At 57.9% G+C, this 22,908-nt stretch carries 20 protein-coding genes; 11 read left to right on the forward strand and 9 right to left on the reverse strand.

The window, feature by feature from the left end:
- Nucleotides 1-54 precede the first annotated feature (54 nt).
- The 6 genes from GS605_RS16145 (at nucleotide 55) to GS605_RS16170 (ending at nucleotide 7,762) form a co-directional block, all read left to right on the forward strand.
- Nucleotides 55-1,305, forward strand: coding sequence for an FAD-binding oxidoreductase (locus tag GS605_RS16145; protein WP_171724634.1), 1,251 nt, complete (start codon nucleotides 55-57; stop codon nucleotides 1,303-1,305).
- 15 nt (nucleotides 1,306-1,320) lie between these two features.
- Entirely contained in the window at nucleotides 1,321-2,424 is a 1,104-nt protein-coding gene (locus GS605_RS16150) for a cis-3-hydroxy-L-proline dehydratase (protein WP_171724635.1), read from the forward strand.
- 7 nt (nucleotides 2,425-2,431) lie between these two features.
- A complete protein-coding gene (locus tag GS605_RS16155) occupies nucleotides 2,432-3,457 on the forward strand; it encodes a proline racemase family protein (protein WP_171724636.1) in 1,026 nt (341 codons plus the stop codon).
- Nucleotides 3,458-3,647: 190 nt separating this feature from the next.
- Nucleotides 3,648-4,328, forward strand: coding sequence for a GntR family transcriptional regulator (locus tag GS605_RS16160; protein ID WP_171636564.1), 681 nt, complete (start codon nucleotides 3,648-3,650; stop codon nucleotides 4,326-4,328).
- 72 nt (nucleotides 4,329-4,400) lie between these two features.
- A complete protein-coding gene (locus GS605_RS16165) occupies nucleotides 4,401-5,915 on the forward strand; it encodes an aldehyde dehydrogenase (NADP(+)) (RefSeq protein ID WP_171724637.1) in 1,515 nt (504 codons plus the stop codon).
- Nucleotides 5,916-6,247: 332 nt separating this feature from the next.
- Nucleotides 6,248-7,762 (forward strand): malonyl-CoA synthase, encoded by a 1,515-nt coding sequence (locus GS605_RS16170; RefSeq protein WP_171724638.1) that lies wholly within the window; start codon nucleotides 6,248-6,250, stop codon nucleotides 7,760-7,762.
- A gap of 88 nt (nucleotides 7,763-7,850) precedes the next feature.
- Here GS605_RS16170 and katG read toward each other — a convergent pair whose 3' ends face one another.
- Nucleotides 7,851-10,031 carry a catalase/peroxidase HPI gene (gene katG / locus GS605_RS16175; RefSeq protein ID WP_171724639.1) on the reverse strand — a complete coding sequence of 727 codons (2,181 nt, stop codon included), beginning with the start codon at nucleotides 10,029-10,031 and terminating at the stop codon, nucleotides 7,851-7,853.
- Nucleotides 10,032-10,138: 107 nt separating this feature from the next.
- Here katG and GS605_RS16180 point away from each other — a divergent pair, with 107 nt between their 5' ends.
- Nucleotides 10,139-11,071: a hydrogen peroxide-inducible genes activator gene (locus tag GS605_RS16180; RefSeq protein WP_171724640.1), complete on the forward strand. Its 933-nt coding sequence runs from the start codon at nucleotides 10,139-10,141 to the stop codon at nucleotides 11,069-11,071.
- Between the two features lie 51 nt (nucleotides 11,072-11,122).
- Here the strand turns inward: GS605_RS16180 and GS605_RS16185 are convergent, their stop codons facing one another.
- Nucleotides 11,123-11,704, reverse strand: coding sequence for a carboxymuconolactone decarboxylase family protein (locus GS605_RS16185; RefSeq protein WP_171636574.1), 582 nt, complete (start codon nucleotides 11,702-11,704; stop codon nucleotides 11,123-11,125).
- Nucleotides 11,705-11,856: 152 nt separating this feature from the next.
- Between GS605_RS16185 and GS605_RS16190 the strand changes: the two genes are divergently transcribed.
- Nucleotides 11,857-12,960, forward strand: a complete 1,104-nt coding sequence (locus tag GS605_RS16190; protein ID WP_171724641.1) for a hypothetical protein — start codon at nucleotides 11,857-11,859, stop codon at nucleotides 12,958-12,960.
- 3 nt (nucleotides 12,961-12,963) lie between these two features.
- Here GS605_RS16190 and GS605_RS16195 read toward each other — a convergent pair whose 3' ends face one another.
- The 4 genes from GS605_RS16195 to GS605_RS16210 are packed head-to-tail and all read right to left on the reverse strand — an operon-like array spanning nucleotide 12,964 to nucleotide 15,874.
- Entirely contained in the window at nucleotides 12,964-14,013 is a 1,050-nt protein-coding gene (locus tag GS605_RS16195) for an aromatic ring-hydroxylating dioxygenase subunit alpha (protein WP_171724642.1), read from the reverse strand.
- A gap of 5 nt (nucleotides 14,014-14,018) precedes the next feature.
- Nucleotides 14,019-14,354, reverse strand: coding sequence for a carboxymuconolactone decarboxylase family protein (locus GS605_RS16200; protein WP_171724643.1), 336 nt, complete (start codon nucleotides 14,352-14,354; stop codon nucleotides 14,019-14,021).
- 11 nt (nucleotides 14,355-14,365) lie between these two features.
- Nucleotides 14,366-15,124, reverse strand: coding sequence for an amino acid ABC transporter permease (locus GS605_RS16205; protein WP_171118222.1), 759 nt, complete (start codon nucleotides 15,122-15,124; stop codon nucleotides 14,366-14,368).
- Between the two features lie 9 nt (nucleotides 15,125-15,133).
- Nucleotides 15,134-15,874, reverse strand: coding sequence for an amino acid ABC transporter ATP-binding protein (locus tag GS605_RS16210; protein ID WP_171614720.1), 741 nt, complete (start codon nucleotides 15,872-15,874; stop codon nucleotides 15,134-15,136).
- 122 nt (nucleotides 15,875-15,996) lie between these two features.
- Between GS605_RS16210 and GS605_RS16215 the strand changes: the two genes are divergently transcribed.
- A complete protein-coding gene (locus GS605_RS16215; protein WP_171636582.1) occupies nucleotides 15,997-16,767 on the forward strand; it encodes a transporter substrate-binding domain-containing protein in 771 nt (256 codons plus the stop codon).
- Nucleotides 16,768-16,821: 54 nt separating this feature from the next.
- On the opposite strand, the gene GS605_RS16220 is transcribed toward GS605_RS16215, so the two are convergent.
- The 3 genes from GS605_RS16220 to GS605_RS16230 form a co-directional block, all read right to left on the reverse strand.
- Complete coding sequence (locus tag GS605_RS16220; protein WP_171724644.1) at nucleotides 16,822-17,430, reverse strand: helix-turn-helix domain-containing protein; 609 nt, start codon at nucleotides 17,428-17,430, stop codon at nucleotides 16,822-16,824.
- Nucleotides 17,431-17,508: 78 nt separating this feature from the next.
- Nucleotides 17,509-18,648 carry an aminotransferase class I/II-fold pyridoxal phosphate-dependent enzyme gene (locus tag GS605_RS16225; RefSeq protein WP_171724645.1) on the reverse strand — a complete coding sequence of 380 codons (1,140 nt, stop codon included), beginning with the start codon at nucleotides 18,646-18,648 and terminating at the stop codon, nucleotides 17,509-17,511.
- 40 nt (nucleotides 18,649-18,688) lie between these two features.
- The gene (locus GS605_RS16230; RefSeq protein ID WP_253283328.1) at nucleotides 18,689-19,159 is read right to left on the reverse strand and encodes a DnaA N-terminal domain-containing protein; all 471 of its coding nucleotides are present in this window, start codon (nucleotides 19,157-19,159) and stop codon (nucleotides 18,689-18,691) included.
- Between the two features lie 696 nt (nucleotides 19,160-19,855).
- Between GS605_RS16230 and GS605_RS16235 the strand changes: the two genes are divergently transcribed.
- Nucleotides 19,856-21,163 (forward strand): AAA family ATPase, encoded by a 1,308-nt coding sequence (locus GS605_RS16235; RefSeq protein ID WP_171118234.1) that lies wholly within the window; start codon nucleotides 19,856-19,858, stop codon nucleotides 21,161-21,163.
- Nucleotides 21,160-22,269 (forward strand): ParB N-terminal domain-containing protein, encoded by a 1,110-nt coding sequence (locus GS605_RS16240; protein ID WP_171724647.1) that lies wholly within the window; start codon nucleotides 21,160-21,162, stop codon nucleotides 22,267-22,269. Before GS605_RS16235 ends, GS605_RS16240 begins: the two co-directional genes overlap by 4 nt.
- Nucleotides 22,270-22,908 lie beyond the last annotated feature (639 nt).

A 22,908-nucleotide genomic window follows, 5' to 3' on the forward strand; every position in this document is an offset into this window, starting at 1 on the left:
GGACTGGCGCAATCCAGCCCCCGGAACCGAGCCACAGTTTGAGAAGATCTGGCCATGCTGCAAGACAACCCGACGGATATCGTTGTGATCGGTGCCGGTATCATCGGCATCAGCACCGCACTTGAATTGCAAAAACGCGGCCGGCGCGTGCTGGTGCTGGATCGCGAAGGCGTTGCAGCCGGGGCGTCAAAGGGCAACGCCGGAGCCTTTGCCTTTACCGACATCGTGCCATTGGCCACCCCCGGGATCATGCGCAAGGCTCCGAAATGGCTGTTTGATCCGCTGGGTCCGCTTTCAATTCCACCCTCCTACGCTTTGAACATCGCGCCGTGGATGCTGCGGTTCTGGCGGGCCAGTTGGCAGGATCGCTATGCTGCGGCCTTGTCTGCGCAGGCTGCTTTGATGGATCACAGCCGCACGGCGCTGGAACGCCAGATCGCGGATGTCGACGGCCAAGCGCTGATGCAACGCGACGGCCAGTTGCAGGTGTTCGAGGGTGAAGGTGAATTCCGCGCCAGTCTGCCCACATGGGACAGGCGCAAGGATCACGGCATCCCCTTTGACCTGCTGGACAGCCCCGACGCGATTGCGGAAATCCAGCCCGGGCTTGACCCACGATTTACCCATGCGGGTTTTACGCCCACCTGGATGAACACGGTCGATCCGGCCAGTTGGACAAGACATTTGGCCACCCGGTTCACCGCCCGTGGCGGTCAGGTCGAAATCGCGACAATCAGCGCGCTCACGCCCATGGATGCGGGCGTTCGCCTGACGACTTCGATCGGTGAAATTGATGCAAGACAGGTGACCGTGGCTGCCGGGGCGTGGTCTCATCACTTGGCGAAAACCCTGGGCGATCGCATCCCTCTGGAAACCGAGCGCGGGTACAACACGACCCTGCCCCAAGGGGCCTTTGATCTGCGCACCCATCTAACATTCGGTGGCCACGGCTTTGTGGTGACGCGGATCAACGGCGGCGTGCGCATCGGTGGCGCGGTCGAGTTGGGCGGGCTGGAACTGCCACCCAATTACAAACGCGCCGACGCGCTTCTGGCAAAGGCCGGGCGCTTCATGCCTGGCCTGAACTTGGAAGGCGGCACGCAATGGATGGGCTTTCGGCCGTCACTGCCCGACAGTTTACCGCTGATCGACCGCTCGGCGCGTGCGCCACAGGTATTTTACGCCTTCGGACATGGCCATCTGGGTCTGACGCAATCCGCAGGCACGGCGGAACTGGTCGCGGATCTGGTCACGGACACAAAGCCCGCGCTCGACATGAAGCCTTTCGCATCCACACGCTTCTGATCAGGAGAACACCTTATGAAAATCACTGCACTGAACGTATATCAGGTGGATCTGCCGCTGAAGGAAGGCCGCTACAGCTGGTCCAATGGCAACTATGTCGAGGTCTTCGACAGCACCGTTCTCGAGATCATCACGGATGAAGGTCTCAAGGGGTATGCCGAATGCTGCCCGCTGGGATCGGCTTATCTTCCGTCCTTTGCCCTGGGCGTCAGGGCCGGGCTGGCGGAATTGTCGCCACATCTGATCGGGCAGGATCCGCTGAATATCGGCCAGATCAATCGCACCATGGATGCAGCCCTGCGTGGCCACCCTTATGCCAAGGCGCCTGTTGATATTGCCTGCTGGGATCTGCTGGGCAAGGCGACCGGGCAACCCCTTTACACCCTGTTGGGCGGCGACGCGCAACAGGACGTGGTGCTGTATCGCGCGATCAGCCAGGAAGCACCGGAAATCATGGCGCAAAAGATCGAAGGTTATGCGGCCGAAGGCTATACGAAGTTTCAACTGAAAGTGGGCGGCGACGCCAATGACGACATCGACCGCATTCACGCCACCCGCGCGGTTCTGAAAAAGACCGACCTGCTGGTGGCGGATGCCAACACTGGCTGGACCCGGCACGAGGCCGCGCGTGTCGTAGGCGCCATCGCGGGCATGGATGTCTATGTGGAACAACCCTGTTTGACCTATGAGGAATGCGTGTCGATCCGCCGGCGCACCGCGCTGCCCTTCGTGATGGATGAGGTCATCGACACGCCCAACACATTGGTCCGCGGCATAGCCGAAGACGCCATGGACGTGATCAACCTGAAAATCTCCAAGGTAGGAGGTTTGAGCAAAGCAAGGCTGATGCGCGATCTGTGCGTCGCGCATGGTATCCCGATGACCATCGAAGACACCTGGGGGGGCGATATCACCACCGCCGCCATCGCTCATCTGGCGCGGTCGACACCGTCCGAGTTCACGTTCTCGGCCACCGATTTCAATTCCTATGGTACCGTGGACATCGCCGAAGGCGCGCCAAAGCGTGTCAATGGCCAGATGACCGCAGCAGATCGTCCGGGTCTGGGCGTGACACCGATCTTCGACGCGCTGGGTGCCCCCGTCGCGCAATATAGCTGAGGTAAACATGCGCAGCAGAAAAACCGTACATGTGATCTCGGCCCATGCCGAAGGTGAGGTTGGAGATGTCATCGTTGGGGGTGTCGCCCCACCGCCGGGCGACACTCTCTGGGAACAGCGAAGCTTCATTGCGCGGGACCAGACCCTGCGCAACTTTGTTCTGAACGAACCACGCGGCGGTGTGTTCCGGCATGTCAACCTTCTGGTTCCGCCAAAACACCCCGAGGCAGACGCCGCCTGGATCATCATGGAACCCGAAGACACGCCGCCCATGTCGGGGTCCAACTCGATCTGTGTCTCAACCGTGTTGCTGGATGGCGGGATCATTCCAATGCACGAGCCGGAAACCCACATGGTGCTCGAGGCACCGGGTGGGCTGGTCCGGGTACGTGCGGAATGCCGCGATGGCAAGGCACAACGCATCTTTGTCCAGAACCTGCCCAGCTTCGCCGACAAGCTGTCCGTCCCGCTTGAGGTATCCGGACTGGGCACGATCACGGTAGACACCGCCTATGGCGGTGACAGTTTCGTGGTCGTCGATGCGCAGGCGCTTGGGTTCACAATCCTCGACCACGAGGCCCGCGACATAGCCCGGCTGGGGGTAAAGATCACAAACGCCGCCAATGAGCAGCTTGGATTCTCGCATCCCGAGAACCCGGACTGGGATCATATATCGTTCTGCGCCTTTTGCGGCCCGTTGAATGAAACGGAAACCGGTCTGAGCGGCAAGTCCGCCGTGGCAATCCAGCCGGGTAAGGTCGACCGTTCGCCGACGGGCACCGCAGTGTCCGCGCGCATGGCCCTGATGGCGGCCAAGGGGGTGATGAAACCCGGCCAGACCTTCGAGGCTGTCTCGATCATCGGATCACGATTCACCGGGCGGATCATTGACACTGCGCAGGTCGGTGGCCGCGCGGCGATCGTTCCTGAAATCAGCGGTCGCGGTTGGATCACCGGAATTCATCAGCACATGTTGGACCCCGCAGATCCATGGCCCGGTGGATATCGTCTGTCTGACACCTGGGGTGTTTGATGTCAGCAGGCACGTTTTTTAAAAATGGAGAAGTCTGAAGATACGCGTCCTCGTTACGGTTTCATCATCAGATTCAGGCTTTTTCCAAATCTCGGACAGGATTCGAACATGGGTCGAAATCCAAGTTCGGCTTGGAAAAGTTGGTGATTACGGGTAATTGTATCCAAAAAACCGTGGCGGGATATTGGAAATGGCAGGAAAACGCGCGATCACGAAACAAAGCCTACCGGACGTCATCGCAAATGATCTGCGTGAACGTATCCTGAGCGGCGAACTCGCCGAGGGTGAAACGATCCGGCAGGAAGCACTGGCCGAGGAATATGATGTCTCTCGCATGCCGATCCGCGAGGCGCTGAAACGCCTGAATGCCGAAGGTCTGGTGCAATGGGCCAACAATCGCGGCGGCTCGGTGACCAAGCATTCCCTCGACGAAATCGGTGAAATTTTCGATCTTCGCATCCTGATCGAAGTCGATCTGTTCCGCAGGGCCATCCCGAATATGGGCCCAAGGGAATTTGCGCGTTGCGACGAAATCCTCAAGCAGATGGAAGCGTCATATGATGAAAATGACGTCGGCAAGTGGGGGATATTGAACTATCAGTATCACTCGGCGCTTTATGCGGCATCACAGCGGAAGCTGACCAACGAATTGCTGGACCGCGTCAACCTGCAATCGGATCGCTATGTCAGGATGCACCTGAGCGTGATGAAACAGCGCGAACCCGCAAAAAAGGAACATCGTGATCTGTTGCGGCTAGCCCGGGAAGGCAATGTGGACAAAGCCTGCGAGGTCTTGGCGCAGCATATTCGCCGGACCAAGGAACAGCTTCTGGAAATGATCGCCTCGAAGCGCGGGACAGACGAACCCTAGGGCGGTCTTGCATGTCCTGTCATTTTGGATACATTATCCATTAATCTGGACATCCCGAAATACGAGGCCCAAATGACCTTTACTCCGCATGGCAAACATCTGATCGCCGGCAACTGGCTTGCCGGTGACGATTTCTTTGCATCACAACCCGCACATGGGCCATCGCATGACTTTTCGAAAGGTCGAATTTCAGACGTCGACGCCGCTGCGCAGGCCGCGGAAGAGGCGTTTTGGAGCTATGGCTATTCCACTCGGGAAGAACGCGCCGTCTTTCTGAACGCCATTGCCGACGAGATCGAAGCGCGCGCCGATGAAATCACCGAGATTGGCACTCAGGAAACCGGCCTGCCCGAGGCTCGGCTGCAAGGTGAACGGGGCCGCACGTCGGGGCAGCTGAGGCTGTTCGCAACGCATATCCTCAGCGGCGATTATCTGGACCGGCGCCACGACAGCGCGTTGCCGAACCGTGCACCCCTGCCCCGGCCCGATCTGAAAATGATCCAGCGCCCGATCGGCCCGGTCGCTGTGTTCGGCGCATCAAATTTCCCGCTGGCATTTTCCACCGCCGGGGGGGACACGGCCGCCGCACTGGCTGCCGGCTGCCCGGTCGTCGTCAAAGGCCACGGCGCCCATCCGGGCACCGGCGAGATCATCGCCGAAGCCATCCTTGCGGCCATTCGCCATTGCAACATTCATCCCAGCGTTTTCAGCCTGATCCAGGACGGCGGCTTGGCTGTGGGTTCTGCCTTGGTGCAGCACCCTCTGATCAAGGCGGTCGGGTTCACCGGATCGCTTGCGGGCGGCCGCGCCCTGTTAGACCTGTGCGCCGCGCGCCCCGAACCGATTCCGTTTTTTGGTGAGCTTGGATCGGTAAACCCCATGTTCATTCTGGACGCGGCACTGGCAAACCGGGGTGAAGATATCGCCAAAGGCTGGGCCGGCTCGCTGACGATGGGCGCTGGTCAGTTCTGCACCAACCCGGGCGTCGTTGTGATGCCGGCAGGTGAAGCAACGGACCGTTTCGCCGAGATCACACAGACCGCATTGACCGAAGTTCCGGCGCAGACCATGCTGACCGACGGCATCGCCAAAGCCTATCGCAACGGTCAGACCCGTGTTGCTGAAACCGCTGGCGTTCACGAGGTTCTGGCTTCGACATGCGATCAGCGCAATGCGACCCCTTTCCTTTACCGAACAAGCGCCGCAAACTGGCTGGCCAACACATCCCTCGCGGAAGAGGTGTTCGGCCCGCTGGGCATCATCGTGACCGCCGAGACACCCGACGAAATGTACGACGTCGCGCGCGGATTGCACGGGCAGTTGACCTGCACCCTGCATATGGACGAGGCCGACTTGGGCATGGCGCGGTCCCTGTTGCCGATCCTTGATCGCAAAGCCGGGCGCGTGTTGGCCAATGGCTTCCCCACAGGGGTCGAGGTATGTGACAGCATGGTCCATGGCGGCCCCTACCCGGCTTCGACCAATTTCGGAGCCACATCCGTGGGCACATTGTCGATCCGGCGTTTCTTGCGTCCTGTCTGCTATCAGAATCTGCCGGATGCATTGCTGCCAGAACACTTCTCATAGGGAAATCAGTCGACACGCGCCGATACTCTAAAAGCACGATGCGCAGCAGGGTGTCGGCGGGTGTAACTGCCGAGCCTCAGGGGAATGAGGCACACGCCTCTGGATTCAATTGCACAGTTTCATTTGGGTAACAGTGCTTTTGTTCATTCTGTTCAGGGCAACGCAATCACGGCCCCATCCGTTGGCACTTTGGTGAACTGCCTGTATGAAATGACCCGTGTTGCCCAGTACCAAGACCAATTCGCCACGACCCATGAGATGATCGCCTCGTTCGAGATCAATTTCCTCGCTGCATCCACCTCTCTTTTCATATCTCAAGAAAGGTAAACCTGATGGCTAACCCTCTGTATGAAGGCCTGTTCGGCATCCACGCCGGCAAAGGCACACCTTTTTTGCAGTTGCTGGACGGGACAACGATCTCTCACCAGGATTTCCTCGGCAAAGCGGCGCAGATTGCGCATGTGGCCACGCATCTGGGCCTGAATCCCGGTGACCGCGTTGCGGCGCAGGTTGAAAAAACCCCCGAGGCGCTGGCGCTTTATGCTGCCTGCGCCCAGGCCGGTCTGGTGTTCCTGCCGCTGAATACCGCCTACACGGTCGATGAATTGACCTATTTCATCGAAAACAGCGGGGCCTCGCTGATTATCTGCGACACCGAAAGAGAAGGAAAACTCACCCCTGTCGGCGCGCAGCTGGGCGCCCGGGTTGAGACGCTGAACGCGGATGGCACCGGGTCTCTGACAGATTTGGCCGCGACCATGCCGACACGTTTCGAAACCGTCGCCCGCGATGGCGAGGATCTGGCAGCGTTCCTTTACACGTCGGGAACCACAGGCCGGTCCAAGGGCGCCATGCTGACCCAGAACAATCTGCTGTCGAACGCACGGACACTGGTCAAGGAATGGCGCTTCACCTCGCAGGATGTGCTGCTGCATGCCCTGCCGATCTTTCACACGCACGGGCTGTTCGTCGCGACCAATATCATGCTGGCCGCAGGTGGATGCATGATCTGGCTGCCGAAATTCGATCTGGACCAGATCATCGACAAATTGCCCAGTGCCACGTCGATGATGGGCGTCCCAACCTTCTATACGCGCCTGTTGGACGACCCGCGTTTTACCAGGGAACTGGCCACCCATATGCGCCTTTTCGTTTCCGGATCGGCACCGCTGCGGGCGGAAACCCATGTGCAGTTCGAAGAACGAACGGGTCATCGCATCCTTGAACGCTATGGCATGACTGAAACCAACATGAACACGTCAAACCCATATGACGGCGAGCGGCGCGCCGGAACGGTCGGGCACCCGCTGCCCGGGGTCGAACTGAAGATCAGTGATTCAGACGGCAATACCCTGCCTGCGGGCGAGATCGGCATAATTGAAGTGCGCGGGCCCAACGTCTTCAAAGGGTATTGGCAGATGCCCGAAAAAACCGCTGCCGAACTGCGCGACAACGGCTTTTTTATCACCGGTGATCTGGGCCGCATCGACGAGGATGGGTACGTCCATATCGTCGGTCGCAACAAGGATCTGATCATTTCGGGCGGCTACAACATTTACCCAAAAGAGATCGAGATGGTTCTCGATGATCAACCCGGTGTTCTGGAAAGCGCCGTGATCGGCGTGCCACATCCCGATTTCGGTGAAACGGTTGTTGGTGTCATCGTGGCAGAGCCCGGCCAGACCCCTGATCCGGAGGCGATAACGGGCGCGGTCCGCGAAGGTCTGGCCCGGTTCAAGCATCCGCGCAAGCTGATCGTTCTGGATGAACTGCCCCGCAACACGATGGGCAAGGTTCAAAAGAACATTCTGCGTGACCGATACAAAGATCTCTTCATGACCGTGTGAGCGAGTCTCGGCAAAGCGGGGATCAGCGGATGCAGCCCCCTGAAAAGAAAATCAGGCGAGGGTGTCCCCGCCTGATTTACTACATGATTCAGGCAACCAGATCGAACCGGTCGTTGTTCATGATCTTGGTCCATGCCGCCACAAAGTCGCGCACGAACTTCTCGGCGTTGTCGTCCTGGGCGTAGACCTCAGCATAGCTGCGCAGGATCGAGTTCGAACCGAAGACCAGATCTGCGCTGGTTGCGGTGAACTTGACCTCACCCGAGGCGCGGTCGCGCAGTTCAAAGGTGCCTCCGTCAACCGGATGCCAGCTCAGCGACATATCCGTCAGGTTGACGAAAAAGTCGTTTGTCAGTTGGCCCAACCGGTCGGTGAAGACGCCATGCGGCGATCCGCCATGGTTGGCACCCAGCACACGCAGACCACCGACCAGAACGGTCATCTCGGCCGCGGTCAGACCCAGCAGTTGCGCACGATCCAGCATCATCGCCTCTGGCGAGACCGCGTATTCCTTCAGCTGCCAGTTGCGGAACCCGTCCGCCAGCGGCTCAAGTACCGAGAAGCTGTCCACATCGGTCTGCTCGATCGACGCGTCGCCGCGACCGGCCGAGAACGGAACCGCCACGTCAAAGCCTGCGGCCTTGATCGCCCGCTCAAGCCCGACATTGCCCGCCAGAACGATCACGTCGGCAACCGAGGCGCCGGTTTCCGCCGCGATCGGCTCCAGCACACCCAGTACTTTCGCCAGACGTTCGGGTTCGTTGCCCGCCCAGTCCTTTTGCGGCGCCAGTCGGATGCGCGCCCCATTTGCGCCGCCACGCTTGTCCGAACCGCGGAAGGTTCGGGCACTGTCCCAGGCGGTGGTGATCATCTCGGCGATGGTCAGACCGCTGTCTGCGATCTTGGCCTTGACGGCATCTATGTCGTAATCTGTCGAACCAGCCGGGATCGGATCCTGCCAGATCAGATCTTCTGACGGCACGTCCGGGCCATAATAGTTGACGCGCGGACCCATGTCGCGGTGAGTCAACTTGAACCAGGCACGTGCAAATGTATCGGCAAAATAGTCCGGATCCGCCATGAATTTCTGACAGATCGCGTTGTAGGTCGGGTCGACCTTCATCGCCATATCCGCATCGGTCATCATCGGCATGCGACGAACAGTGGGGTCGGTCGGGTCGACCGGCTTTTCGTCTTCGGGCATGTCGACGGGCTGCCACTGATGGGCACCTGCGGGTGATTTTCCCAGTTCCCACTCGTAACCGAACAGGTAGTCGAAATAGCCCATGTCAAATTTCAACGGCTCTTTCGTCCACGCCCCTTCGATCCCCGAGGTAAAGGCGTTGGCCGCTTTACCGTTCTGATCAGGGTTTTCCCATCCCATACCCTGGCTGGACACGGGGCAGGCTTCGGGCTCGGCGCCGATATTGTCACCGGGCATCGCACCATGGGCTTTGCCGACGGTATGACCCCCGCAGGTCAATGCTGCGGTCTCTTCGTCATTCATCGCCATACGCGCAAAGGTTTCACGGATATGCAGCGCGGTTTTGGCCGGATCCGGATTGCCGTTCACGCCTTCGGGGTTCACATAGATCAGGCCCATATGCACCGCACCCAGAGGGTTTTCCAGCGTGCCGGGGGTTTCCAGATCGCCATAGCGATTCTCGGACGGGGCCAGCCACTGGTTTTCAGAACCCCAGTAAACATCTTTCTCGGGGCCCCAGATGTCTTCGCGACCAAAACCGAAACCAAAGGTCTTCAATCCCATGGATTCATAGGCCACCGTGCCCGACAGAACGATCAGATCGGCCCAGGACAGCGCGTTGCCGTATTTCTTTTTCACCGGCCACAGCAGACGGCGGGCTTTGTCCAGGCTTGCATTGTCCGGCCATGAATTCAGCGGCGCGAACCGGATGTTGCCCGAACCGGCGCCACCTCGACCATCCCCCAGACGGTAAGACCCGGCCGAGTGCCACGCCAGACGGATCATCAGCCCGCCATAGTGACCCCAGTCAGCCGGCCACCAGTCCTGGCTGTCGGTCAGCAACGCCTCGACATCGGCACGAACTGCCTTGAAGTCCAGCCCCTTGACCGCTTCTCGGTGATTGTAATCCGCATCCATCGGGTTGGTGCGCGTGTCGTGCTGGCTCAGAATGTCCAGGTTCAGCGCATCCGGCCACCACTTGGTGACGGAATTGCCCGTACCAGTATTGCCGCCATGCATGACAGGGCAGCCGCCGGATTGATGATTGTGGGGGGTACCGTCCATTGTAAATCTCCTGAGTATTTACCTAGGGGTTCAGATATCTTGACTCGTACCCCACGGCTTCGATAATTGGAAATTTGTAATTACTATCGTTGTGATTAATTTTTCATATGAAGGCACTCACCCTCAAACATCTGCGCTATTTCGAGGCGCTCGCCACGCACGGCCACTTTGGCAAGGCCGCCGCGGCCAGTGCAATATCGCAGCCCGCGCTTTCCATACAAATCAAAGAGCTGGAGGCAATCATGGGGGGGCCGCTGGTCGAACGCGCGGCCCGGCAAACCCGCCTGACAGCACTTGGCGAAGACGTGCTGAAACATGGCCGCGAAATCCTGACCCGGGTCGAGGATTTGGGGAAATTGGTGCAATCTCCCTCGGGCGCCCTGTCCGGCCGCATCAGAATCGGGGTCATTCCCACGGTCGCGCCCTATCTGCTGCCCTCGATCATCAAAGCTCTGTCGCAGCGTTTCCCACAACTGACCATCGAACCCAAGGAAACGATAACCAAGACGTTGATCGGCGAAATTCTGGATTCCAAACTGGATTTCGGTGTCGTTGCCCTGCCCGTCTCGGAACCCAAACTCCGAGAGTTCTCGCTGTTCAACGAAGATTTTCTGCTGGTTCGCCCGGCGCAGGATGCCAACCTGCCGATGCCAAGTTCCTCGCAGCTCAGAACCATGCGCCTGCTGTTGCTGGAAGAAGGGCATTGCTTCAGGGATCAGGCCCTGTCCTTCTGTTCGATCCGCAACATCGAACCGCAGCACATCATGGAGGGCAGTTCGCTTTCCACACTGGTTCAGATGGTCGGCGCCGGCATCGGTGTGACCCTGATACCGGAAATGGCGGTCGGGCTGGAAACCCGATCCGCGGATGTGTCCATTGCCCGGTTTCAGGACACGCCGCCGACACGGACGATTGGTCTGATCTGGCGAAAGACCAACCCGCTCAGCGAAAACTTGTTGAAGATCGGTGCGATCATCCGCAAAACAGCCGAAGAAAACACGTGGGGCGTGAAACCGCCACAGCCTGAAATAACAGGCTGACCCGCCCGAAACGATGTTCCTCGGCACGAAGGCCAGACCCGGCGTAACCCGTCAGTCGTCACCTTTGTAATAGCCGATCACATCATTCTCGGTCGTTGCACCCAACCCGTTCAGCAACCGGTTTGAATAGTTGAAATAGGCGCAGACCTGATTGACCTCCAGGATCTCGCCATCCTCACAGCCTGCAATCTTGAGCGCTTCGAAGTCGGACTTGACCATTTTGCCAACATCCGTCGTCAGCTTGGCGGCATAGCGCAGCAGCGCCAGTTCCTTGCCCTCGAATTCATCCTCGGGCCGATGCGCCTTGAGCGCGACGAAAATCCGGTCGCTGCGCGGCTGGTCCTTCAGCAGGTTGCGCACGTTCATGAAGTGATGGGTCAGTGAATAGGTGCAATCGTTCAGGATCGAGGTATAGCTGGCGACAACCTCGAGAAACCAGAATGGCAACCGGTTGTCATCAGAATGCAGGACCGAACGGTACAGCGTCACATGCCCGTTCATCGTTTCGGGCCGCAATGAATGCACACGCATAACCGTGTCCACGGTGCCATGAGGGGTGCGGGCCTTGTCCAGCAGCTCTTTCAGGCGGCCGTTGGCCTTGTCGTCCGAGATCATCTCGATCCAAGCGCTCATTGCTGTGTCTCCTGTCCTGTTCGGGCTCAGCTTATGTACAAAGCCCACAGGCATGTCAGTTAATTTTTTTCTTAAGGTGAAATTTTTCTGGATCACAGAAACGTGAAAGATGTAAAATATCAGCGCGAGGGATTTGTTGAGGATCGACGCGAATGCACAGTCCAGAGCTTATGGCGGGTGCCGAAAACCTGTTGTTCAGATGCGCTGGCCTGACGGCGGGCGACCAGTTGCTTGTGGTCTGCGAAGATGCGGCCAACGGGTATTACGATGCCGAGATCACCGAGGCTATCGTGGACTGCGCCCGGGAAAACCGGATCAAGACCGCAGTTCGAAGCCTTGCATTTGATCCCATGGGTGCATCGCTGCCAGCGGATCTGAAAACGGCGATGGAAACGGCGGATCGCACCTTGTTTCTGTCCCGCACCGGCGATCAGATTCGTTTCGACGCGGGAATGAGGGACGTTCGACCCATCATGTCATATGCGCTGGACGCCGGAATGCTGGCCTCGGGTTTTGGGCGCGCCAACTACACCGGGTTCGTTGAACTGAAAAACGCGGTCAACCGGCTGCTGGCCAGTGCCGGGCACATCCACGTAACCTGCCCATTGGGCACCGACTTCGCTGGCCCCGGCGCCGCCTTCCCCCCAGCAGGTGCCGCGGATGTCAGCGTGGCGCGTTTTCCGATGTCGGTCTTTGCCCCGGTTCCCGTGCAGGGGTTTTCCGGAGTGCTGGTTCAGGACGGGTTTCTGGTCGGCACCGGTTCGAAATTCTACGAACCATACGGCTGTGATCTGCGCGAACCGCTGACCATACGGTTCGAAAACAACCGCCTGACCGGCTTTGAGGGCCATCCCATGGATGTGCATTGCGCGCAGATGCATTACGAAAAAGTCGGCAAGATGTTCGACCTTGACCCCCTGACCATGCATTCCTGGCACGCAGGCATCCACCCGGGCTGCGCCTACACGACCCCGGCCCGAAGCAATTTTGAACGTTGGAGCGGGTCGGCCTTTGGCAATCCGCGTCTGCTGCACTTTCACACATGCGGGCATTACGCGCCGGGTGAGATTTCGCTGAACGTTCTGGACCCGACGATCCGGGTGGATGGCGTTGCGATCTGGGATGCCGGTGTTCTCCGGGCCGATCTGTTGCCCGGTGGGGCTGAAATTCTCGACCGGTATCCCTGCATCAAAGCGGTGTTCGACGCCCCGGCCCGACACGTGGGCCAGGGCGCGAACGGGCGCTTGTCGGCCTGATGATCAGCCGGCCTGCTGCGCGATCAGCTTTGCAACCCGTGCGCGAAACCGCATCGCGCCTGCGTCCAGCCCGAGGTTGATATAGCCGGTCTTGCGCCGCGCCATGCCGGTTTGAACGTGTTCCAGAACCTCTTTGTCCTCGTTGAAAGCCATGACCGCGCCTTCGAACATGCGCTGCGACATGGCTGTGTCATCCGCGTGCATGTTGCGGTGCTGGAACCAGAAATACCGAGATGTTTCCGCATCTACCGGTGTGATGAAGTTGTACGAAATATTGACAAAGGCATTGGGCGACATCGGCCGGTCCGCCCCTCCTTCTCCGGCCGGAGTGTAAATGGACATGTTGATCGCAGTGGACGGCAGACGGCATTCGTAATGCTGCTTGCGGTCGCAGCTTGGCCCGAACGGCAGTATCGGCGCATAGTAGGGCGGCGCGGGTTCATCCGCGATCCAGCGCGAAACAGTGACGCCGCTTTCGGTTTCTTCAAGATCCAGCGGGCGGTTGTCGGTTCCCGCCCCGGCAAACGAGGTCAGATGCACCCAGGCCACATGGCTTGGATCCAGCAGGTTATCGATAATGTAAAGGTAGTGGCACGCCATCTCCATCGCACCGGTCCGGGTCCTGGCCCAAGACGGGTTGTCGAAATTGGGGATGTCGATGATATCGTCTGTGCTGGCTTTGTCCGAATCCCCCATCCAGAGCCAAAGAAATCCCCAGCGGTCTTCGGCCGGGTATGCATGCACGGCGGCGCGGCGCGGAGGATTGTCCAGCTGTGTCGGGGCGCTGACACATTCACCGCCGCAGCCGAATGTCAGACCGTGATAGCCGCAAACCACATGATCCCCTTCGATGGTGCCCCGAGACAGCGGCAGCTTTCTATGCGGGCAAGCATCCTCCAACGCGATCGCTTTGCCCGCTGTGTCACGATAGATTACGATCTCATCGCCCAACATTCGCACGGCGCTCAGGCTGCGGCCAAAATCCTCGGACCGTCCGGCGACGTACCAGTTGTTGCGAATAAACCCCTCTGCTCCGGCCAGATCAGGACGCATGTTTCTTACTCCGAAAACTCATCAAAAGCCTTGAGCGCCTTGGCGCTGTAGGCATAGGACGGCCCCCCGCCCATATAGGTGGCCATGGCCAACGCCTCGCACATTTCTTCGCGGTTGGCGCCCAGCCGAACCAGCGAACGCACGTGGAATCCGATGCAGCTGTCGCAGCGGGTCGCGATCGCAATGCCGAGCGCCATGAACTCTTTGGTTTTCTCGCTCAGCGCCCCGTCAGTCTTGGCCGCCTTGCCCATGATGCCAAAGCCGCGCACGGTTTCCGGCACTTCTTTCGAGTAGGTTCCGATATTGGCCTCGGTCTCGGCCATGAAATCTTTCCAGTTCATTTCTTCACTCCTTATCCGCGCTCGTCCGCGCCCATGCGACGCTCCAGCCAGCGCACTCCGGCTGAGATGATCAAAACCAGAATCAGGTATTCGAAAATCAGCAGGGTATAGATTTCCAGCGGGCGGTATTCCGTCACCACCAGTTCATTCGCGCGGCGGGTCAGTTCCTGCATCCCGATGACGCTGGCAAAGGCGCTCATCTTGACGATGTAGATGAACTGGTTTGCCAAAGGCGGCAGAATGCGCCGGATCGCCTGCGGCAGGATCACATAGCGCATGGTCTGCACATAGTTCAGCCCGATGGTCTGCGCCGCCTCGCGTTGTCCACGCGCAATGGATTGAATACCTGCGCGATAGATCTCGGCCGTAAAGGCGCTGTCTGAAATCGCCAGCGTTATGATTGCCCCCCAAAAGGGATCGATGGGGATGTTCAGACCCATCGACTGAAACACGATGGGCAAGCCGTAAAACACCCAGAACAGCATCGGCAACAGGGGAATGGCGCGGATGAACTCCACGTAAACCCGGTTCACAACCCGCCAGCCACGTTTTTCGGACAATCCCGGCAGGGCGACCAGCAATCCGATGACGATCGACAGAACGGCGGCGATCAGGGAAATCTGGATCGTCGCGCCCATCCCCGAGATCAGGAATTTCACATTGGTCCACCCCGAGGCCGTGGTCGGATCGATAACGTACCAGCCCCAGGTCTGTGACGACGAACAGCCTGCCAGCAGAAGCAGAGGCAATATGAGAAGAAGTTTTTTCATCGGCCGCTCTCAGTGTTGCAGGATCTGGGACAGGAATTTGCGACACCGATCGGACTGAGGATTGGTGAAGAAATGTTCGGGGTTGCCTTCTTCGACGATTTCACCGGCATCCATGAAGATCATCTTGTCGGCCACCTTTCGGGCAAACCCCATCTCATGCGTGACAACCACCATGGTCATCCCCTCATTGGCCAACTCGACCATCACGTCCAACACTTCCGAGATCATCTCGGGGTCCAGTGCCGAGGTCGGCTCGTCAAACAGCAGCACACGCGGCTCCATGCACAGCGACCGGGCGATGGCGACGCGTTGCTGCTGACCACCCGACAACTGAATGGGCTTTTTGTCGGCCTGATCGGGAATGTGCACCCGGTCCAGATAGTGACGTGCTTTTTCCTCTGCCTCTTTGCGGCCGAGACCGCGCGCCTTGATCGGGCCCAAAGTCAGGTTTTCCAAAACGGTCAGATGCGGGAACAGGTTGAACTGCTGGAACACCATTCCAACCTCGGACCGGATCCTGGCCACGGATTTCTCGTCATCCGTCAACTCGATCCCGTCTACGCGGATGGTTCCTTTCTGATGTTTTTCCAACTGGTTGATACATCGCACAACGGTGGATTTTCCTGACCCGGAAGGCCCGCAAATCACCACCTTTTCGCCGCTGTTGACCGTCAGATTGATGTCCTTGAGAACGTGAAACGTGTCGAACCACTTGTTCACGCCCACAAGTTCGATTGCGGCGTCTGGCATAAGATGAACTGCCCCTGTTTTTAGTCCCAGTATAATATTTTCTTGAGGTTATCTTTCCCTTTGGGCTTAAATCAATGAAGAATACGGCCACAAGGTAGAAATGCCACCAACGGGAGAAACCGATGAACACATTTTGGAAAGCTGCGGCAGCCGCTGCGCTTGGACTTGTCTTGTCAGGCGCTGCGCAGGCGCAATCTGCACTGAACGAGGTGCTGGATTCCGGCGTGCTCAAGGTGGGCACCACGGGCGATTGGAATCCCATGTCGCTCCGCGACCCTGCAACCAACAGCTACAAAGGGTACGACATCGACATCATGAACGAGTTGGCCGCCGATCTGGGGGTCGAGGTCGAATATGTCCCCACCGACTGGAAAACACTGGTCAACGGTGTGGTGGCAGGCAAGTATCACCTGACCGGATCGGCATCGATTTCGCCACCGCGCATGAAGGTCGCGGGCTTTTCCGACAGCTATATTTCGGTGGAACTCTTCCCCTATACGACCAAGGACAAGGCCGACCAATTCGACGGTTATGACTCGATCAACCAGCCCGGAGTAAAAGTCGCGACCACCCTGGGCACAACGTTCGAAAAGCGCGTCCGCGAATGGTTCCCGAACGCAGAAATCAAGGTGGTCGAGGCCCCGGCCCGCGGTTTTCAGGAAGTAATCGCAGGACGCGCGGATGTCTTCATTACGTCGAACATCGAAGGTTCGACCCTCGAGGCGAAATTTCCGGTGGTACGCGTGAAGAACGCAGGCCCGCGTTCGCCGTCACCCATCGCGATGATCCTGCCACAGGCCGATCAGGTGTGGATCAACTATGTAAACAACTGGATCGAAGTCAAAAAGGCGCAAGGGTTCTTCGAGGAAAACCGCAAGAAATGGGGTCTCTGACTCTTCTCGGATCACCTTGATTCCCAAACGCCCGGCCCGGTCGCCGGGCGTTTTTCAGTTGTCGCCCGACACGGCCTTGGCAACCACGGTGACAAAGCTGACCGTGTCAGTTTTCAACTCCAACGGCCCATGAGTGGCGTTTGAATCAAAACTCAGACTGTCGCCCGGCCGCATGTGATAAGCGGCTTCACCGCAGCCATAGACCATCTCGCCGGCGGTGACGTGGATGAATTCTACACCCTGATGTTGGTAAAGCGGGCGTTCGTCCAGCGGACCTTCCAATGTAACGCTGAAACTCTCGAAACTGACATGTTTCGCTTCCGCCCGACCGATCAGCTTATAACTGTGCCCGAAACCGGTGCCCAACCGTTGCACGGATACACCTTCACCCGCAGCCACAAATGACACATCCGTGCGTTCGACCGTGCCGGCAAAGAAGTTGATCAGCGGAACGCCGATTCCGCCGGCCAAGGCCTCAAGTGTCGCCAGTGAGGCTGACACCTGACCGCGCTCGATCTTGGAAATCATCGCCGTGGACACGCCGGACCGCTGAGACAGTTCGGCCAGAGTCAATCCGGCCAGCGCGCGATGCGTTTTCACTGCGGCCCCGACCAGGTGATCCAGCGGCGGTTTTTCGGCGGAAAGCACAGGTGAATCTTCCATTTGCGAAGCCTATCGACACGTATGAAAAAGGCAAAAGAAATGTCACCGAACCACTCGCACCAGTTCGGCGGCAAACACTCAGCGTCCGTTCAGGATGTCTCCTGTAAGATCATTCAACTTTGCCAACCCGTTGCGCAGATGATCTTCGGGCAGGGCCGAGCTGAACCGAAAATGGTTCTCGACCCCGAACCGTGACCCCGGAATGACCAGCACATCTTTTTCGCGCAACAGGCGCATGCTGAACGCCTCGGATGCGATCGGTAGATTGAACCGCACGAACGACATGGCCGACGCCTGAGGTGGTACAACGGAAAACACCCCCTGATGCCGCGCCAGTTCTTCCGTCAGAACGTCGAACCCCGTGCGGATCAGACGGCGCGCGCGGGCCTTCAACTTGGACCGTGCCGGTTCGGCAAGCGCATTGTCCGCCAGCTCCATCGACAACATGGATGCCGCGATCGAGGCATATTCGTGCCGCCGCCAACAGTGCTGAATGATGTCTTCGGGCCCAACCAGCCATCCCAGCCTCAGCCCCGGAAGCCCATAGGCCTTGGACATGGAATTCACCACAAGAACCCTGTCCGTACTTCCCCAGAACGAAGGGGTTTCTGTGTCACCTTCCCGCTCGGTTCCGGCATAAACCTCGTCTGAAACGATCCAGGCGCCAACGCGCTCGGCAGCCGAAACGATACGGGCGCGATCCGCTTCGGTCAGAATACGGCCCGTTGGATTGTTCGGGTTCACCACATGGATGATGCGGGTCCTGTCATCGACCGCCCGCTCAAGCGCCTCTGCGTCTATGGCCCACTCTTCGGATTCGATCAGATCTACCCAACGCACTTCGTTGCCTAGATTGGCGGCGTTTCCTGAAATCTGTTCATAGGTCGGTCGGAAACACACAACATTGTCGCCGGGCTCCAACAAGGTGTTGGCCACCAGAGTGTTCGCTTCGGTTGCGCCGACCGTGACCAATACCCCATCTGCCGAGGCCCCCGGATACAAGCCTGCGACGGTGTCGCGCAGGGATTGCTTTCCATTGACTTGCGGATAGTCGATCATCGTCTTCAGCAGAGCGCCGAGATCAATCCCGGCCAGTTCTACCAATCCCTGCAACGACATGGGATGAACGCCGCTTTCCGAGAAATTGAAGACCACCCCGTGTTCCGTCTCGGACAGGAACTGTTCGACCCGAAATGGTTGAAAATTTCGGTTGATCATGATGCATCCTTTGCTGGGCCGTGCTGCGCACCTGACAGCCTCAATCGGCTGCGTTTACATGAACCGTTCTGATACTGGGATCGACGCGGCTATAGGCGGCCAGCAAACGTGCCGTCCACTTCTGTGCAATGTAATCAGCCATGAACCGCGAGGGGGCAACCAAAATGACGCGCCCCCCTGCCCTTTCCGACTCGGACAGATGCTGGAACCAACTTGCCCACAACTCGGGATCGCGCCCGTGAAGGATTGATTGCACCTGCGACCAGACATCCTCGGGCTTGGCTTCGGGGGTGTTGATTTCAGGCCCCGGGGGTTTTGCCGCGAAAGGCACGACATTTGTAACGGGTTCGGAATCCTCGCTCATCCGGGCCTGGAAATCGGAACCTATGATCGACCAGACCTCCTGTGTATCGATCATGATCTGTTTGAGGTCGATTTCATAGACCGCGACCCGACCCCGTGCAGCAGGCCGTTTGACCGTTACCCAACCTAATGCGCGAAATCTGGCCATTTCGCGCTTTACAGTCCTTTCATTCACTGACCAAAGGCGCGAAATTTCTTCGCGCCCAATCGATACTTCGTTGTTTCGCCAGTTATATCGTGTCGTAATCAATGCGATGATACGAAGTACGCTGCGTTGCCGATGCTTGTCGCCTGACAACGCATATATGGTGAGCGCAGAAAGTATATCGTATTTCAAGGCCGCCGCGTTTCGCCCGACCGGTTTAGCCAGCTGCATACCCGTTCTCACCGCTCTGTCTGCCTCAGACGGGTGTGTCCCGCCGTTCTTGCGCTGTTTGCCAACGCTTTTCGTCATCTTGGCCTAATTAGCGTCCAAAGCTTCGATTCTGTCAAGAAGAGTCTGAAACAGGTCAGAAAATTGCGCCAATCCAGATCAAAAAATAAAAGAAATCTGGTGAAGTATTGGTGATGGGGGACATTCTGTATGACCCCTTATTTGCCTGTTATGTCCCCCTATATGTCGCCGGTCCTGGAAGAATGCCCCCCTAAATACGGTTGAGGACGTTTTGCGAATCGTCACCCTTCTTCTTCTGCACTGCCGAATCGGCGATGGCCTTGCAGGGCCTTGTTTTCTTACCCACGGGTAAGATTTGAGTTTCATCATATTTTCTTTTGCGTAAAGCGCAAATCGGGCGTAAATAAGAAACGAACATAAATTTACGTTCCAAACAAAGAGACATGAGGCATGTACACGCACGAAGACCTGAATGCATTGCGCAATCAATCTCTCAAACTCCAGGGGTGGATTCGTCAGCAGACCTTTAGCCCGGAGATGGAGAAGACACTCCGCCGGTTTTCGAGCTGGGAAGTGTCCGAGCTGATCTTCCGGGTCAACCAGTCAACCTTTCGCGGAAAGCTGGCCGCTGATCCGTCTCTGCCCGGAGGCGAGGTTGAGCCCGAGGGGCGGCAGCGCTGGTTCAGCCTGGAAGAGGTGAATGAGTTGCGGCGGCGGCTCAAGGTGAACCGCAAGTCCCTCATGCCGCCGCGTCCCGAGGGCAAGCGGGCTATTCGTGCAGCCGTGGCGAACTTCAAGGGCGGGGCGGGCAAGTCAACGGTGGCATTGCATCTTGCGCATGCCGCCGCGCTTGATGGGTACCGTGTTCTTGTCGTTGACTTCGACCCGCAGGCCACGCTGAGCCATTCAATGGGCCTGACCGATGTCGCCGAGGATTACACTGTCTGGGGGATCATGGCGCGTGACCTGATCCGCGAGACCGAGCGCATGAACAACCGGCCTGCCGCGGCCGAGTCCGGCACCGCCCTGCCCCGCCGGGAATTGCCCCCGGCGATCACCGATATGGGGCTTGGAGATCTGCGGATCAGCGATTTCATCAGACGGACGTCTTGGTCCACCATCGATGCGATCCCTTCCTGCGCGAACGCAGCCTTCGTCGAATTTGCCTCGGCACAGTATCGCCACTTGAACCCTGAATGGTCTTTCTTTGCCGCAGTGTCCCGGTATCTGGATCAAATTCCCGACGACGCCTATGACCTGATTCTGTTCGATTGCCCGCCGGCCATTGGGTATCAGTCCATGAACGCGGTGTTCGCGGCAGACATGTTGTACATCCCGTCCGGACCGGGATACTGGGAATACGACTCGACCACGTCCTTTATAGGTCAGCTGGCAGAAGCGTTGGAGGACCTGGCCTACGGGTTCGACAAAACCTTACCCACGGGTAAGATTGGTCTTCCCAAAACCTTCTGCGAGCTGCGATTCCTGCTTACACGGTACGAGCCCGGAAACGCGTTGCATCTGGCGATGTTCGACGCGTTTCAGAAGGTTTTCGGAGACCACGTCGCCCAGCACCCTGTTGAAATGACCCGCGCGGTCGAACAATCCGGCCGTTTTCTGAGCTCGGTTTACGAGATGGATTACCGAGAGATGACCCGTGAAACCTGGCGTCGGGCCCGCTCGACATTCGACAATGTTTACGAAGAATTCCGGGGAGTGATGCTGTCTGCCTGGGACAAGCTGGAGGATGACGCATGAGCCGCAAGCGCAGAATGTTTGATATCGACCTGCCTGCAATGGATGACATTCCTGTCGGCAAGGTTCCGGACAAGGTTCTTGAAAAGCGGCGGGGCCCGATGGCTGCGGCCATTTCGGAAAATGCCGATGCGCTGCGCGACCAGCAATCGACGGAAGAAACCATTCGCGCAGAAAACGATCGTCTTGCGCATGAACTTGTGCGCCTGCGTTCCGAAGGTCTTGTGACCGAACGCGTAGCACTGGATGACATTCTGTTTGAAAAGCTGACGCGGGATCGCAAACCAGGGCCGGATCCGGAACTGGACGAGCTAAAAGCGTCAATTCAGGAAATTGGATTGTCCAACCCCATCCGACTTGAGCGACGCTCAGATGGACGATTTGAACTGATCCAGGGGATGCGGCGCCTGTCTGCCTATCGGGCGTTATATGAAGAAACGGGCGATGAGTCCTATGCCGGAATTCCAGCGGGAATTTCAGAGGCGGGCGATCTCGACAGCAGCTACCGGCGCATGGTGGATGAGAACCTGATCCGCAAGGATATCTCGTTTGCGGAAATGGGTGCTTTGGCACGCGCGTATGCCGAGGACCCGGCAAATGATTGCCCGGATGTAGACAAGGCGGTGTCCACGCTGTTCAAATCCGCCAGTTACACAAAGCGGAGTTACATTAGGTCATTTGCCAGTTTGCTGATGATGTTGGACAAGGTTCTGAAACATCCGAACGACGTTCCGCGCAACGTAGGCGTAGAGCTGAAGCGCAAACTGGATGCAACGCCCGGTTTGGTGCGCCAGGTGAGTGCTGCGGTCATGAGCGAGCCGGACCGTGACGGAGCGCGTGAGGTTGCTATCCTCAGGTCATTTCTGGGCGCGCCGGAAACAAGCGTGGCGAAGAAGGCTCCGGTTGAAAGCGCCGATAAACCACGACGTGCAAAGACCACGTTTCAGGTATCAGGGCGGGCAGGGATCGCCAAGTGCTCGGCATCCAGTGGTCGAATTGAGTTGAGATATGATTTGGACTTTACGCGTGTTGATCGCAGCAAACTTGAGGCGGCAATAGCTGCTTTCATCGATGCTCTTCCCGAGGAAGACGATCTTACCCACGGGTAAGGTTTGGTTTGAAGGTCTGAGAAAAGGCGCCGGTCGAATCCGGCGCCGTTGTCTTGTCGCAAATGCCAGGGCGTTCTCAGCAGTGGATTCCTGCCATATGTCTTCTTGCCTTGAAGCTGTGACCTGAAACCGGCGGGGCAGGGGCTTGAGGTCGAGGCATGTGGAGTCAGCCATTAACGTTGGTTCTGGAACAGTCGGTTTCGCGGAGTGCTGTCGGGGCCTAACATCACGGCGTCTTGTCCGGGTTCGTACGTTCAGGTCACGGTAGGAGCCTCGATTCTGGCTCGAGATTGCAATTTGCAATATGTGACGCGAGAACACGGGTGACATGGCGGCCACTCTGCGCGCAAATCGGCGGGAAATCAATCACATTTGATAAGCGATACTTATCAAGTTTAATTGAAATTTGATGGCATGACGAAAGTAACGATCAAAATAGTCTGTTTTTGCACGTAAAGCAGGTATGGGGATTGCGACACGATAATTTTTGGGAAACGGTTTCTTGGGTATTGCCAAGTTGTTGACCCGAGCATGGGTTCTGTCGCAAACTTTGTTCCCACCTGTCAGGTCAAGCTTAGTTTTGCTAGCGCATGCTCTAAATGACAGGAGCAGACTGTGACAATCTCATTCAAAGGCGCA

Origin of the sequence: Ruegeria sp. HKCCD7559 (assembly GCF_013110575.1) — a bacterium.
GTDB lineage: Bacteria > Pseudomonadota > Alphaproteobacteria > Rhodobacterales > Rhodobacteraceae > Ruegeria.

Coding starts and splice junctions, on each gene's coding strand:
- GS605_RS16200 (WP_171724643.1), bottom strand. CDS start 14,354: ATGAACTGGAAAGATTTCATGGCCGAGACCGAGGCCAATATCGGAACC.
- GS605_RS16195 (WP_171724642.1), bottom strand. CDS start 14,013: ATGCGTCCTGATCTGGCCGGAGCAGAGGGGTTTATTCGCAACAACTGG.
- GS605_RS16215 (WP_171636582.1), top strand. CDS start 15,997: ATGAACACATTTTGGAAAGCTGCGGCAGCCGCTGCGCTTGGACTTGTC.
- GS605_RS16220 (WP_171724644.1), bottom strand. CDS start 17,430: ATGGAAGATTCACCTGTGCTTTCCGCCGAAAAACCGCCGCTGGATCAC.
- GS605_RS16235 (WP_171118234.1), top strand. CDS start 19,856: ATGTACACGCACGAAGACCTGAATGCATTGCGCAATCAATCTCTCAAA.
- GS605_RS16150 (WP_171724635.1), top strand. CDS start 1,321: ATGAAAATCACTGCACTGAACGTATATCAGGTGGATCTGCCGCTGAAG.
- GS605_RS16230 (WP_253283328.1), bottom strand. CDS start 19,159: ATGGCCAGATTTCGCGCATTAGGTTGGGTAACGGTCAAACGGCCTGCT.
- GS605_RS16180 (WP_171724640.1), top strand. CDS start 10,139: ATGAAGGCACTCACCCTCAAACATCTGCGCTATTTCGAGGCGCTCGCC.
- GS605_RS16205 (WP_171118222.1), bottom strand. CDS start 15,124: ATGAAAAAACTTCTTCTCATATTGCCTCTGCTTCTGCTGGCAGGCTGT.
- GS605_RS16155 (WP_171724636.1), top strand. CDS start 2,432: ATGCGCAGCAGAAAAACCGTACATGTGATCTCGGCCCATGCCGAAGGT.
- GS605_RS16145 (WP_171724634.1), top strand. CDS start 55: ATGCTGCAAGACAACCCGACGGATATCGTTGTGATCGGTGCCGGTATC.
- GS605_RS16160 (WP_171636564.1), top strand. CDS start 3,648: ATGGCAGGAAAACGCGCGATCACGAAACAAAGCCTACCGGACGTCATC.
- GS605_RS16240 (WP_171724647.1), top strand. CDS start 21,160: ATGAGCCGCAAGCGCAGAATGTTTGATATCGACCTGCCTGCAATGGAT.
- GS605_RS16225 (WP_171724645.1), bottom strand. CDS start 18,648: ATGATCAACCGAAATTTTCAACCATTTCGGGTCGAACAGTTCCTGTCC.
- GS605_RS16165 (WP_171724637.1), top strand. CDS start 4,401: ATGACCTTTACTCCGCATGGCAAACATCTGATCGCCGGCAACTGGCTT.
- GS605_RS16210 (WP_171614720.1), bottom strand. CDS start 15,874: ATGCCAGACGCCGCAATCGAACTTGTGGGCGTGAACAAGTGGTTCGAC.
- GS605_RS16190 (WP_171724641.1), top strand. CDS start 11,857: ATGCACAGTCCAGAGCTTATGGCGGGTGCCGAAAACCTGTTGTTCAGA.
- GS605_RS16170 (WP_171724638.1), top strand. CDS start 6,248: ATGGCTAACCCTCTGTATGAAGGCCTGTTCGGCATCCACGCCGGCAAA.
- GS605_RS16185 (WP_171636574.1), bottom strand. CDS start 11,704: ATGAGCGCTTGGATCGAGATGATCTCGGACGACAAGGCCAACGGCCGC.
- katG (WP_171724639.1), bottom strand. CDS start 10,031: ATGGACGGTACCCCCCACAATCATCAATCCGGCGGCTGCCCTGTCATG.